The 13,376-nt window shown below is 63.0% G+C and carries 11 protein-coding genes and 1 tRNA gene; 8 read left to right on the top strand and 4 right to left on the bottom strand.

Translation table 11 applies throughout. The features are described 5' to 3' along the window. Positions 1–2 precede the first annotated feature (2 nt). Together ACIPOO_RS12750 and ACIPOO_RS12745 are read left to right on the top strand one after the other, a co-directional pair. Entirely contained in the window at positions 3–1,115 is a 1,113-nt protein-coding gene (locus ACIPOO_RS12750; RefSeq protein WP_400607258.1) for a caspase family protein, read from the top strand. Continuing rightward, on the top strand, positions 1,099–2,970 hold the full coding sequence (locus tag ACIPOO_RS12745) for a hypothetical protein (protein WP_400607256.1): 1,872 nt from the start codon (positions 1,099–1,101) through the stop codon (positions 2,968–2,970). Before ACIPOO_RS12750 ends, ACIPOO_RS12745 begins: the two co-directional genes overlap by 17 nt. A 76-nt stretch (positions 2,971–3,046) precedes the next feature. Here ACIPOO_RS12745 and ACIPOO_RS12740 read toward each other — a convergent pair. The 4 genes from ACIPOO_RS12740 to ACIPOO_RS12725 form a co-directional block, all read right to left on the bottom strand. Next, positions 3,047–3,122: transfer RNA gene (locus ACIPOO_RS12740), tRNA-Asn, on the bottom strand. A gap of 72 nt (positions 3,123–3,194) precedes the next feature. Continuing rightward, positions 3,195–4,001 (bottom strand): hypothetical protein, encoded by an 807-nt coding sequence (locus ACIPOO_RS12735; protein WP_274130752.1) that lies wholly within the window; start codon positions 3,999–4,001, stop codon positions 3,195–3,197. Between the two features lie 2 nt (positions 4,002–4,003). Then, positions 4,004–4,201: a hypothetical protein gene (locus tag ACIPOO_RS12730; protein WP_274130753.1), complete on the bottom strand. Its 198-nt coding sequence runs from the start codon at positions 4,199–4,201 to the stop codon at positions 4,004–4,006. Positions 4,202–4,411: 210 nt separating this feature from the next. Further along, complete coding sequence (locus tag ACIPOO_RS12725; RefSeq protein WP_400607254.1) at positions 4,412–5,188, bottom strand: helix-turn-helix domain-containing protein; 777 nt, start codon at positions 5,186–5,188, stop codon at positions 4,412–4,414. 307 nt (positions 5,189–5,495) lie between these two features. Between ACIPOO_RS12725 and ACIPOO_RS12720 the strand changes: the two genes are divergently transcribed. From ACIPOO_RS12720 to ACIPOO_RS12695, 6 genes are all read left to right on the top strand, one after another. Beyond that, positions 5,496–7,130, top strand: coding sequence for an APC family permease (locus tag ACIPOO_RS12720; protein WP_400607252.1), 1,635 nt, complete (start codon positions 5,496–5,498; stop codon positions 7,128–7,130). A gap of 25 nt (positions 7,131–7,155) precedes the next feature. Beyond that, the gene (locus tag ACIPOO_RS12715; protein WP_400607249.1) at positions 7,156–8,169 is read left to right on the top strand and encodes an Ldh family oxidoreductase; all 1,014 of its coding nucleotides are present in this window, start codon (positions 7,156–7,158) and stop codon (positions 8,167–8,169) included. 49 nt (positions 8,170–8,218) lie between these two features. Then, the gene (locus ACIPOO_RS12710) at positions 8,219–9,145 is read left to right on the top strand and encodes a 4-hydroxyproline epimerase (protein WP_400607247.1); all 927 of its coding nucleotides are present in this window, start codon (positions 8,219–8,221) and stop codon (positions 9,143–9,145) included. An 82-nt stretch (positions 9,146–9,227) separates the two neighbouring features. After that, the gene (locus ACIPOO_RS12705; RefSeq protein WP_400607245.1) at positions 9,228–10,175 is read left to right on the top strand and encodes a dihydrodipicolinate synthase family protein; all 948 of its coding nucleotides are present in this window, start codon (positions 9,228–9,230) and stop codon (positions 10,173–10,175) included. Positions 10,176–10,281: 106 nt separating this feature from the next. After that, positions 10,282–11,856 carry an aldehyde dehydrogenase (NADP(+)) gene (locus ACIPOO_RS12700; protein WP_400607243.1) on the top strand — a complete coding sequence of 525 codons (1,575 nt, stop codon included), beginning with the start codon at positions 10,282–10,284 and terminating at the stop codon, positions 11,854–11,856. A gap of 12 nt (positions 11,857–11,868) precedes the next feature. Beyond that, the gene (locus ACIPOO_RS12695; RefSeq protein ID WP_400607756.1) at positions 11,869–13,149 is read left to right on the top strand and encodes an NAD(P)/FAD-dependent oxidoreductase; all 1,281 of its coding nucleotides are present in this window, start codon (positions 11,869–11,871) and stop codon (positions 13,147–13,149) included. Positions 13,150–13,376: the final 227 nt, after the last annotated feature.

The raw sequence follows: 13,376 nt of genomic DNA, 5'->3' as shown, positions 1-13,376 counted from the left end.
CCATGGCTACCGACGATCGCGCAATCCTGGTGGGCATCGCCCGCTATCGGGACAGCGACTCGTTCCCCACCCTCGACGGTCCGTTGAACGACATCGAGCGGGTCCGGGACTGGCTGACCGACCCGCAGGGTGCCGCTGTGCCCGGCGGCAATGTGGTGACCTTGACCACGCCCCAGGAATTGCTGGCGCTACCCGGAACCGGCTGGCCGGAGAGCACCGTCTGGTCGCCCAACGCCTGGTCGTTCTCCCAGGAGTTCAACAGGATCGCTTTTGACGACAAAGGCGAGCCGTTGCGCCGCAAGAGCCGTCTCTACCTGTACTTCTCGGGGCATGGCTTCTCGCTCAGTGAGGACGGCTACCCCAGTGCCGCACTGTTCAGCGCCGACAACTACGGGAGCATCCATTCCAATCTTGCGGGGTCCGTATACGCTGCCGCCATCAAGCGCGCCGGGCTGTTCAGCGAAGTGGTGCTGATCATGGACTGTTGTCGTGACGTGTTCGGCAACTTCACCTACAACCCGCCCAGTTTCAATCGTGTGGAAAACAGCGCTGCCGAGAACACCAAGGTCTATGCGCTGTATGCAGCACCCAGGCGAGGCAAATCCCAGGAACGCGAGCTGCCAGGCTCCAACGGCAAGGTGGTCGGCTTGATGACCGATGCCTTTCTGCGGGCGCTGGAAGATGCGCCCAGCGATGTTGCGGGCTGCGTGGCAGGGCAGGTGCTGACTCGGGTGATGACCTATAACTGGGCCAACTGGTACCCGGTCAACCCACTGCCCCCTGCACCGCGCAGCGTGCCTCCCGATCAGGGTGACATCTACTTCAAGTCCCGGCGCGCGCTCAATGCCGTTACCTTCACGAGCACCACGGCGCTGGTGCCAGGCAGCTCGCTGTACCTGCGTTCAGACCTGTGGAACGCCATTGCCACAGTCGGGCCGTCGTCCCTCATCTGGCGCGACACCGCCTACAGCTGGCAGCAGGAAATTGCGCTCAGCCCATCGGCGGACGGCGGGCAGCAATTCACCCTGATCCTCCCGACCGGCGATCACACACTACTCGTCGGCACGGGGACCCACAGTTTTGATCCGGGGGTGAACAATGCCATCGCCCTTTGAGCCGGAAAACCAACCTCTCGAGCCGGATGCCGATGGGCGAGTCCGCGAACGAGACGATGAAGAGATCGAGGCGCCAGCCCCGGTGGCATGGCAGGTTCCGGGCGGGGAAAACGTCAGGGTGCGATTCACTTCCAGTGCCGATGCATCGGAACTCTATCTGGTCAACCGAGGCTACGCGCTGATTGCCAAGGGCGTCGGTGTGCTCGATCTGCAACTGGAGCCCGGTCAATACAAGATGCGGCAGCGCATCGGCTACTGCGAGAGCGTCCAGGACGTGGGGGTATCGGATCATTCGGACTGGATGGACGTGGAGCTGCCAGCCCTGGCATTCCCTTCGCCGATTCCGCTGCCTGGAACCTCACTGGCCGATGCCGGCTTGCCACGACCTTTTTCGCTGGGGGAGGGCAATTTCCGCTTCGTGCTCAGGGCACCCATCGACGCAGGCTCGCAGCTCGATACGGCCACCGCCGAGCACATGCGCGAAGAGATGCGCTGCCTGCGAATCGAGCGTTTCGATGGCGCCAAGTCCTGGCCGATGAGCGACGCCCGAATACTGCCCGAAGCGCCCGGCGTGCTGGTGTTCGATACGACGCTGCCTGCGGGCGGGTACGTGATCGTTCAGCAGCGCGAAGAGCGGCGTCAGCTGTGTCTGCCGGTATTGATGCTGCCGGGCCAAGTGACCGCCGTGTTCAGCCTGGCACTCAAGGATGAAACGGCGCGGGGTGAGGAGCGATTATCCGTGGCGGTCGAACTCGACCATGCGGCCATCGCCATGCTGTCAGCCAATGCGCTGGAGCTGCCCTACGAGGCGAGCCTGTTCCGGCTGGAAGCTGCGAGAAAGGGGCTAGGCGCTGGGCGACGGGTCTATGGCTGGAGCGGTCCGGATGATGTCGAAAACATCCTGCTGACCTTGATGGACCTGCAGTTGGGGCTGCGGTCACTGACGGCGCCGGTCAACGAACCCGGCGAGCTGGCCCCCGGACATGCGCAGCCAGCACCAGAGGTCGATCCCGGCGGTTTGAAGGCTCGAGTACAGCAGCTTGGCGCGCAGGTGGGGCAGGGCAATGCCGATGTCAGCGCCCTGGGATACGCGCTGAAACTGACAGATGCCCAGACGCGCGGCCCCACCCTGACCGCGCCGCCGTTGCTCAGGCGCAGTTGGGACCAGTTGCTGGCGACACCCGGTGGCAACGAACTGCTTTGCGAGTTGATGGACTTCGCGTTCCAGACAGAGCCGAGCAGTACCTGGTTTCTGTGGAGTGAGGTGCCTGGCGTGAGGACTGCGGCGTTGGTGGAACCGCCCAAGCCAAGTGCAGCGACGAACGATGAAATCGCCATGGCCAGCCGCGTACCTCAAGTCACGCTCATGTCCGCGTTCAAGGACATCCTGGTATCGGCGCTGCATCTGGGGCGCCGCGTCATCGACTCGAACCTTACGCGCAAGCGGCTGGGTGACGACGCCCAAGAGCATGACAGTCCAATGAGCATCGACAGCGTCGAGGCCATTCTGGCAGCGTTGATCGCCAACAAGGCGTTCATCACCTGGCTCAATCAGGTGCAACTGGATGTTCAGGCAGATGACAAGGTGTTTGCCGACGAGTCGATGAACCGGTTGTTTCACAACCTGCGCACGCTCTGCGACCCCAACCTCGTCAGCATGCTGGGTGCCCGGGCCGTTGCGAGGCAGGTGTTGACGACCTTGCGTCTTCCCCAGCGTCGCGTGATCGAACTGGTCAAGGAACTGATCAGGTGGATCGTGGGGAAGGTGCCGGATTCCGATCGCCAGGTCATCCTGGCCGCGCTGCAGCAGGCGGCCGGCTCCGTGCAGATCTGGCTGAAGGCAGGGAAGGGGTAGTATCGCGTTCGACCGGAGCTTTTCCGTGCACAAACAAAAAAGGCCAGCTATGCGCTGGCCTTTTCAGTATTACGTTTGGCTCCACGACCTGGACTCGAACCAGGGACCCAGTGATTAACAGTCACTTGCTCTACCAACTGAGCTATCGCGGAATGAGCGCTATCTTACTGATTAAAAAAGGGAAGTCAAGCACGCGGATGAAAAAAATCATAAACATCATCGTGTTAGCCGGAAATCGTGCTGCCGGCTGACAACAAACGCTGCCGCAGGCATTTCCTGTTGACCGTCCTGACATGCGCGGCCCGCACAGCGGAGAAGTCCTTCCAGTGCTCGGGCTTCCAGGGCGTGGCAGTCAGCACATTTTCTGCTCGCAAGACTATGCGGATCGTATCGCGGTCAGGGTATGTCGTGGTCAGTTTCAACTCCAGCGTGTCCTTGTCCCGATAGCCGCTGAGCATCGGCACGAAACTGAAGGTACTTTGCGGGGACTCCTTTTCGCTGGCTTCGCCGAGCGAGTCCACAAGCCCGACGTAAACCTTGCGATCGTTCATGGTCAGCATCAGGATCTGGCGCGTTTTCGACACAGAGTCGAAGAGCAGTTCCCCCAGTGGCGTGTCCAGCAGCAAACGAGTCCGGTGATAGGCAGAGGCTGATCCGAAACCTGTGTACCTGCCTCTGAGAAAACCCAGGAATCGTGCAGCGAGAGTCCAGAGGGCCGGGGTGAAAATCGTCAGGACTGCCACTTCCAGCACAAACGCGTGATGAGCCGCAGAGGCAGCGCTGGAGTAACCCAGATCGACAAGTATCAGCCCGATCCGGCCTTGCAGGTCACACCATTCGAGAAACCGGTCGAGGGCGGTGGCCGTGCTGCAGGCAATGAGGGCAAACAGCACGCAATACAAGCCAAGTTTGGCGACCAGCAGGTAAAGCAGCTGGCCGTCATAGCGATGTAGGCGGCAGAAGTAGTAAGGGTGGTTCATGCAGACGAGGTAGCCACTCACCAGAATCGGGAGTATGAGAAGCAACCCCATGCTCAGGCTTGCTTGGCGACGATCTGCTCAGCGATTTTCTGAGCGTCTTTGTAGCTGTCGGAGTTGTAGATTTCCTGAAGGTCCTGCTTGAGCATGCCGCGACCTACGATGTGAAGGTTCTTCACGCCACCCCTGGCCTTCATGTACATGTCCTTCTCGTCCAGAATTCCGAGGAATCTCATGACGGCTGCAAGTGACATACGCGTTCTCCTTTTCGATGTTCGAAGCTTCGCATCGGCCCTCTGCACTGTCAAACCGCCGGCTGTCCTGACGAAGGGGAGAACGCTGGCAGTGGTCCGCCCCGCAACCGGCGAACCCCAGGTTTTACGGGGTCTACAGCCCGATCATCGCGGCTGGTGTAGGACAGCATCCAGGCAAGCCGATGTGTTTCGCGATGTTGTATCGCGCGCTCACTCCCGCCCGGTCGCCTGGCGGTACTGCCTTGGCGTAAACCCGGTCAGCGCCTTGAACTGCCGGCTGAAGGCGCTGTGGTCGGTGTAGCCGCACTGGATGGCGACATCGGTGATGGGCAGGTCGGTCAGCAGCAGGCGGTGGGCGTTTTCCAGGCGCACCTTCTGGATCATCTGGCGTGGCGTCAGGTGGAACACGCGCTTGCAGTAGCGTTCCAGTTGCGCCACGGAGATTCCGGCGATGCGGGTCAGCTCCGAGAGGCTGATGGGCCGGTAGAAGTGGGTGCGGATGAAGTCGTCCACGGCGGCCAGGCGCTGGTAGGCCGGGTGCATGTCGCTGGCCGTTTGCAGGTCTACCGAGATGCCCATCAGGCCTATGATTTCCCCGGCGCGGTTATATAAAGGGCGTTTGTGGGTCATGCACCAGCCCGGTTCCCGGCTGCCGTACAAGTGCAGTTCAAGTTGGTCTTCGAGTATCTCGCCCCGTTCAAGTACGCGCTGATCCTGTTCGGTATAGCCGGGCCCGAACTGTGCCGGGAATACATCGGCGCTGGTCTTGCCCAACAAGGGTTTCAACTGTTTGAGCCCGCAGCGTTCCACCAGGGTGCGGTTGGCCAGTACATAACGCGCCTGATCGTCCTTGATGAAGATCGCGGCGTTGGGGATCACGTCCAGCATCGGCAATAGCAAGGCGACCCCGGCAAGCAGTTGCTCGATGTTTTCCGGGCGGTGCAGGTCGTTGCCGTGCAGCAAGATGTCCAGGGCGTTGTGCGCCATTTTGCGACTCCGTGATGCCGTCCATGAGCGGTCGGGAGGTCAGCTTGCATCATGCTTTGCAGACTGTCGAGTGGCGTGCCAGAGCGTTCTGGCGGCGCGCGGGGATTTTTCGAATTGTGCCGATTTCGTCATGGCGCGCAGGCGAAAGCATCAAGCGCGGGGGTGGGGTTTGGGTTCACTCTATGCCCATCGAATGCAGCCGAAAATTCAATAAGACAGCGGCGGTTACTCCACGCATTGACGATCCGCAACAGCGAATCAAGCCTCATGAAACTGCCGATTCAATAACACACAAAAAGGCAAAACGATGTCAGGTAACGGTAAGTTCAAAAAACAACTTTCACTGATAGACCTCACGTTTATCGGACTGGGCGCCATTTTTGGCTCGGGTTGGTTGTTTGCAGCCAGTCATGTCTCTGCGATTGCAGGGCCTGCAGGTATTTTTTCCTGGGTGCTGGGCGGTTTTGCCGTGCTGTTGCTGGGTATCGTTTATTGCGAACTGGGCGCGGCATTGCCCCGTGCAGGTGGCGTGATTCGCTACCCGGTCTATTCCCACGGCCCGTTGCTGGGCTACCTGATGGGGTTCATCACCCTGATCGCCTTTACAAGCCTGGTGGCGATTGAAGTGGTGGCCTCGCGTCAATACGCGGCGGCCTGGTTTCCCGAACTGACCAAGGCAGGTTCAAGCGATCCGACTGCCATCGGCTGGCTGGTGCAGTTCGGCCTGCTGTGTCTGTTTTTCTGGCTGAATTACCGCAGCGTGAAAACCTTCGCCAAGGCCAACAACCTCATCAGCGTGTTCAAGTTCATCGTGCCGCTGCTGGTGATCGGCGTGCTGTTCGCGTTCTTCAAACCGCAGAATCTCACCAGCCAGGGCTTTGCGCCGTTCGGCATGTCGGGCATTGAGATGGCGGTCTCGGCGGGCGGGATCATCTTTGCCTACCTAGGGCTGACGCCGATCATTTCGGTGGCCAGCGAGGTGAAGAACCCGCAGCGCACCATTCCTTTTGCGCTGATCCTGTCGGTGCTGCTGTCCACCGCGATCTATGTGCTGTTGCAACTGGCCTTCGTCGGCAGCGTGCCAACCGAGATGCTCGCCAACGGCTGGGCCGCGGTCAGCAAGGAACTGGCGCTGCCTTATCGCGATATCGCCCTGGCCTTGGGTGTGGGTTGGCTGGCGTACCTGGTGGTGGCCGATGCGATGATCTCCCCGAGCGGTTGCGGCAACATCTACATGAACGCTACCCCGCGTGTCATCTATGGCTGGGCGCAGACCGGTACCTTCTTCAAGATTTTCACCCGCATCGACGAAGAGTCCGGCATCCCGCGCCCGGCGCTGTGGCTGACCTTCGGGCTGTCGGTGTTCTGGACCCTGCCATTCCCGTCATGGGAAGCGCTGATCAACGTGGTGTCCGCTGCGCTGATTCTCAGCTACGCCGTGGCGCCGGTGTCGGTCGCTGCATTGCGTCGCAATGCTTCCGACATGCCGCGGCCGTTCCGGGTCAAGTGCATGGGCGTCATGGGGCCGCTGTCGTTCATCATCGCCGCGCTGATCGTCTACTGGTCGGGCTGGAGCACGGTCTCCTGGCTGCTGGGCCTGCAAATCGTGATGTTCGTGATCTACCTGCTGTGCGGCCGGTTCGTCCCGACCCAGCACCTGAGCCTGGGCCAGCAAGTCCGCTCATCGTTGTGGCTGATCGGCTTCTACGCAGTGACCATCGTACTCTCCAAGCTGGGCAGTTTTGGGGGCATCGGTGCCATCAGCCATCCGTTCGACACCCTGGTGGTGGCGGCCTGTGCGCTGGGCATCTATTACTGGGGAGCGGCGACCGGCGTGCCGGCGCACCTGGTCAACCTGGACGATGACGAAGAAAGCGAAGCGGTTGCCGAACCCCGTGCCGGGCTGCGGCCTGTGGGCGGGCGCGCGCAGCATGCGTCCTGAAACCCGGACTAGTGGAGAGCAGAGCATGAGCGATACCGTCCATCTGAGTCTCGCACAGGTCCACGACCTGGCGATGCGCGCACTGTTCCATAACGGCATGGGCGAAGACCACGCCCGGGCGATTGCCCAGGTCATCACCCAGGGCCAGCGTGACGAATGCCATTCCCATGGCTTGTACCGGGTGCTGGTGTGCGTGCGCTCGCTGCGCTCGGGCAAGGTATCGCCGGTGGCACAACCCACTGTGAGCCATCCGGCACCGTCGATCATCAACATCGATGCGCACCGCGCCTATTCGCTGCTCGCCCTGGAGACCGGCGTGCCGCTGCTGGTCGAGCAGGCCCGTGCCCTGGGTGTGGCCGCGCTGGTGATTCGCAACTGTTTTCACTTCTCGGCGCTGTGGCCGGAAGTCGAAGCCATCGCCGCCCACGGGCTGGTAGGCATGGCGATGACCCCGAGCCACGCCTGGGTTGCGCCCCACGGCGGCAGCAAGGGTGTGTTCGGCACTAACCCTCTGGCCTTTGCCTGGCCGCGTCCGGGGCAGGAGCCGTTCGTGTTCGACTTCGCCACCAGTGCGATTGCACGTGGCGACATCGAGCTGCATGCCCGGCAAGGCAAGCCGATCCCGCTGGGCTGGGGACTGGATGCCGAGGGCACGCCCACCACCGATGCCCAGGCGGCACTCGGGGGCGCGATGCAGACGTTTGGCGGTCACAAGGGTTCGGCGCTGGCGGCAATGATCGAATTGATGGCCGGGGCGCTGATCGGTGACATGACCAGCGCTCAGTCCCTGACCTTCGACGGCGGTGCGGGCGCCACGCCCTGCCACGGCGAATTGTTGCTGGCCTTCGACCCCAAACGCTTCCTCGGCGACGACCTGGAGCAGGGCCTGCAAAGCGCCGAGCAATTGTTCGGCGCGATTACCCAACAGGGCGCGCGCCTGCCTTCGCAGCGACGTTTTGCGGCGCGCCAGCGCTCGGAGCGCGACGGGGTTTTCGTCGACAGCCAGTTGATACACGACATCGAACAATTGTTGGTCTGACCGACCGCCACACATTCCATTAAGGCTCAGCCTCAGAAAGGAAGGGTTCATGAAAAAAGTACAGGTGATCGATTCCCACACCGGCGGTGAACCGACGCGGCTGGTGATGAAGGGCTTCCCGCAACTGTCCGGCAGCACCATGGCCGAAAAGCGCGACTCGCTGCGCAACGAACATGATCAGTGGCGCCGCGCGTGCCTGCTCGAACCGCGGGGCAATGACGTACTGGTCGGCGCGCTGTACTGCGAGCCGGTCTCGCCGGACGCCACCTGCGGGGTGATCTTCTTCAACAACACCGGCTACCTGGGCATGTGCGGGCACGGCACCATCGGCATGGTCAATTCCCTGGCCTATCTGGGGCTTATCGGTCCGGGCGTGCACAAGATCGACACTCCGGTGGGCCAGGTCAGCGCCACGCTGCACGATGACGGCGCCGTGACCATCGGCAACGTGCCGTCCTGGCGCTATCGCCAGCAGGTGGCAGTGGAAGTGCCGGGCCACGGTCGCGTGCTGGGCGACATCGCCTACGGCGGCAACTGGTTCTTCCTGGTCTCGGACCACGGCAAGACCCTGGACATGAGCAACGTCGAGCACCTGACCGAATACACCTGGACCATGCTCAAGGCCCTGGAAGAGCAGGGCATCACCGGCGAAGGCGGTGCGCTGATCGACCACATCGAACTGTTCGCCGACGACGCCCAGGCCGACAGCCGCAACTTCGTGATGTGTCCCGGCAAGGCCTATGACCGCTCGCCATGCGGCACCGGTACCAGCGCCAAACTCGCGTGCCTGGCCGCCGACGGCAAGCTGGAAGCCGGCAAGACCTGGGTACAGGCCAGCATCACCGGCAGCCAGTTTCAGGGCCGCTTCGAATGGGAAGGCGAGCGCATCCGGCCTTTCATTCGCGGCCAGGCCTTCATGACCGCCGACAGCACGCTGCTGATCGACGAGCAGGACGCTTTCGCGTGGGGCATCTGAGCCCTGCGCCCGATGCCGCCTGGGCGGCGCAACACACCCTATTGATCTGAACGCACTATTTAAACGAACAAGGAGCAACCCCATGAGCGACAACATCTTCACCGGCTGTATGCCCGCCCTGATGACCCCGTGCACCGCCGACCGCAAGCCGGACTTCGATGCGCTGGTCAAGAAAGGCCGCGAACTGATCGATATCGGTATGAGCGCCGTGGTGTATTGCGGTTCCATGGGTGACTGGCCCCTGCTGACCGAATCCGAGCGCCAGGAAGGCGTGGCGCGCCTGGTGGCCGCTGGCATTCCAACCGTGGTCGGCACCGGTGCCGTGAACACCCGTGAGGCGGTGTCCCATGCAGCCCATGCCGCCAAGGTCGGCGCCGCCGGCCTGATGGTCATTCCGCGCGTGCTGTCCCGTGGTGCTTCGCTGACCGCGCAGAAGTCGCACTTCTCGGACATCCTCAAGGCTGCGCCGAACCTGCCGGCGGTGATCTACAACAGCCCTTACTACGGTTTTGCCACCCGCGCCGACCTGTTCTTCGAACTGCGCCGCGAGCACAAGAACCTGATCGGCTTCAAAGAGTTCGGCGGTGCTGCCGACATGCGTTATGCGGCGGAAAACATCACCTCCCAGGATGACGAAGTGATCCTGATGGTCGGCGTCGACACCCAAGTGGTGCATGGCTTCGTCAACTGCGGCGCCACCGGTGCGATCACCGGTATCGGCAACGCGCTGCCACGCGAAGTGCTGACCCTGGTTGCCCTGAGCAAGAAAGCCGCGGCGGGTGACGCCAAGGCCCGCCGTCAGGCTCGTGAGCTGGAAGCCGCCCTGGGCGTGCTGTCGTCCTTCGACGAAGGCTGCGATCTGGTGCTGTTCTACAAGCACCTGATGGTGCTCAACGGCGACAAGGAATACACCTTGCACTTCAACGAATCGGACAAGCTCAGCGAAGCCCAGCGCGGTTACGCCGAAGCGCAGTACACCTTGTTCCGCAACTGGTACGCCAACTGGTCGGCCGAGCAGAACCTGGCCTGATAGCCGCTGTGCAGGCGGCGCCCCGGCGGGCGTCGCCTTTTGTTCTGGTTCCCGTGGTGCGTCCATCGAGCGCCACTGCATCTTCTCTTTTTTTCAAGGACCTCCCATGACCCTCACAGGCAACATGCTGATCGGCCAGCACGCCGTTTCCGGCACCGGCGAAGCGATCCGCGCCATCGATCCGGCCACCGGCCAGGCCCTCGAACCCGCTTATCCGGGCGGCACTGCCGAACACGTGGCGCAAGCCTGCGCACTGGCATGGGCAGCGTTTGATACTTTCCGCGAGACGTCGCTTGCATCCCGCGCCGAGTTTCTGGAAACCATCGCCAGCGAGATCGAGGCCCTGGGCGACGAACTGGTGGATCGCGCGACACTGGAAACCGGTCTGCCACGCGCCCGCATCCAGGGTGAACGCGGCCGCACCTGCCACCAGTTGCGTACTTTCGCCCGGACTGTGCGGGCCGGTGAGTGGCTGGACGTGCGGGTCGACACTGCCATGCCGGAGCGTCAGCCGCTGCCACGCGCCGATTTGCGTCAGCGTCAGGTGCCGCTGGGGCCGGTGGCCGTGTTCGGTGCCAGCAACTTCCCGTTGGCGTTTTCCGTGGCCGGTGGCGACACCGCGTCTGCGCTGGCTGCCGGTTGCCCGGTGGTGGTCAAGGCCCACAGCGCTCATCCCGGCACCAGCGAGCTGGTAGGGCGGGCGGTGGCGAAGGCGGTCAAACACTGCAAGCTGCCCGAGGGCGTGTTCTCCCTGTTATACGGCTCGGGGCGCGAAGTGGGTATCGCTTTGGTCACCGATCCACGCATCAAGGCGGTGGGCTTCACTGGCTCGCGCAGTGGTGGCATCGCCTTGTGCCAGGCGGCGCAGAATCGTCCCGAGCCCATTCCGGTGTACGCGGAAATGAGTTCGATCAATCCGGTGTTCCTGCTTCCGGCGGCCTTGCAGGCACGCGCCGAGGCGCTGGCGCAAGGCTTCGTGGCTTCCTTGAACCAGGGGGCAGGGCAGTTCTGCACCAACCCGGGTCTGGTGATTGCGCGCCAGGGGCCGGACCTTGAGCGGTTCATCGCCGCAGCGGCGGGCCAGGTGCAGAACAGCCCGGCGCAGACCATGCTCACGCCTGGCATCTTCAGCGCCTATGAGGCCGGTGTCGCGGCGTTGGCTGAACAGGTGAGTCAGCCGGCCACTGCCGGCCTTACGGCGCAGGGTCCGAACCAGTGCCAGACCCATCTGTTCGTCACCCACGCCCGGGACTTTCTCGCCAATCATGCCTTGCAGGCGGAGATTTTCGGCGCAGCTTCGTTGGTGGTGCAGTGCGAGAGCGACGAGCAGATGCGTGAAGTGGCCGAGCATCTGGAAGGCCAGTTGACCGCCACGCTGCACCTGGATGATGAGGATGTGCAGGCGGCCCGCGCCTTGTTGCCCACCCTGGAGCGCAAGGCCGGGCGTTTGCTGGTCAACGGCTGGCCGACCGGTGTTGAAGTGTGCGATGCGATGGTTCATGGCGGACCGTTCCCGGCCACGTCCGATGCCCGTTCGACGTCCGTCGGCACGGCGGCGATCCTGCGCTTCCTGCGCCCGGTGTGCTACCAGGACTTCCCTGACAGCCTGCTGCCCGATGCCTTGCAGTTCGCCAACCCGCTGCAGTTGCGGCGTTTGCTCGACGGCCAGAGAGAGGGCTGAGAAGTCATGCCGATGCCCAATACCCGCGACACCGCTCAGCCCGATCACATCGCCGATATCGCCGTGGTGGGAGCGGGCATCGTCGGCGTCGCCTGTGCGCTGCTGCTGGCCCGCCAGGGCAAGCACGTGATGGTTCTGGACCATCAGGAACCCGGTCGCGGTGCGTCCTACGGCAACGCCGGACACCTGGCGACCGAGCAGGTCTTTCCCATCGCAGACGCCTCGATTCTCAAGCGTCTGCCGGCGATGCTGCTGGACCCCATGGGGCCGTTGCGCCTGGACTGGAAATACATGCCGCGCGCGGTGCCGTGGTTCACCCGGCTGTTGCTCAACCTTCGGCCCGAGCCGTTCCGCCGTACCGTGGCGGGCATCCGCGCGTTGAACGAAGGCAGCCTGGCGGCCTGGCACAGGTTGCTGGGGGCCATTGGCCGCGAGCAATTGATGAAGGAGGACGGCTCGCTGCTGGTGTTCGAACGCAACGAATCCCGTCAGGCTCTGGATCAGCTTCAGGCACGCATGGCAGAGCAGGGCGTGCCGGTGGAATTCTGGAGTGGCAGCGCCATTCAGCAGGCCGCGCCGCAACTGAGCGAGGGCATTCAGGGCGGGCTGTTCTTTCCCGCCACCGGGCATTTCATCGACCCTTACCTGCTGGTCACCGAGCTGGTGCAAGCGGCCAGGGAAAGCGGCGTGCAGTTTCTCAAACGCAAGGTTTCAGGGGGGCGGGTACAGGCCAGCGGCGTGTCGCTGGACACCGATCAGGGCAAGGTCAATGCCCGTCAGGTGTTGATCGCCTGTGGCGCTCATTCGGCCGAGTTGACCCAGGTGCTGACGGGCAAGAAAGTGCCGCTGGACACCGAGCGTGGTTACCACCTGATGCTGCCCCGCGAGCACAATCGCCTGCCGTTCGCCGTCACCTCCCTTGAACGAAAGTTCATCATGACGCCCATGGCCGAAGGCTTGCGACTGGCCGGTACGGTGGAATTCGCAGGGCTTGAAAGCCCGCCGAACATGCAACGGGCCTGGCAGTTGCAGCGCCTGAGCCAGGGGCTGTTCAAGCAGGATCTGGACGCCAGCGATGCCACGCCGTGGATGGGCTTTCGCCCCTCGTTGCCCGATTCGCTGCCGGTGATCGACAGCGCCTGCGACGGCAAGGTGCTGCTCGCGTTCGGCCACCAACACCTGGGCCTGACCCAGGCAGCGATCACCGCCGAGATGGTGCTCGAGTGGGTGCCCGGTTGCAGCGTGCAGCCGGGGTTGCCGGCACCGGAGGCGTATCGGCTGGGGCGCTTCTGACATCGCTCGATGTGCTGCTACGGGGTGCGTGGTGTTTGCGCCAGGCTTGCCCCCGTAGGAGCGCGCTTGCCCGCGACGGCGGCGTGTCAATCGACGTCTTGGTTAATGACGCCCCACAATCGCGGGCAAGCGCGCTCCTACAAGATTGAGGTCACGCATCACCGTAGCGGTGCTTGCGCCAGGCTTGCCCCCTGTAGGAGCGCGCTTGCCCGCGACGGCGGCGTGTC

This window comes from Pseudomonas sp. NPDC090201 (assembly GCF_044746825.1).
Lineage (GTDB): Bacteria > Pseudomonadota > Gammaproteobacteria > Pseudomonadales > Pseudomonadaceae > Aquipseudomonas > Aquipseudomonas putida_AD.
Note: the sequence above shows the minus strand (reverse complement) of the source record. Positions and strands in the feature narration are given on the sequence as shown.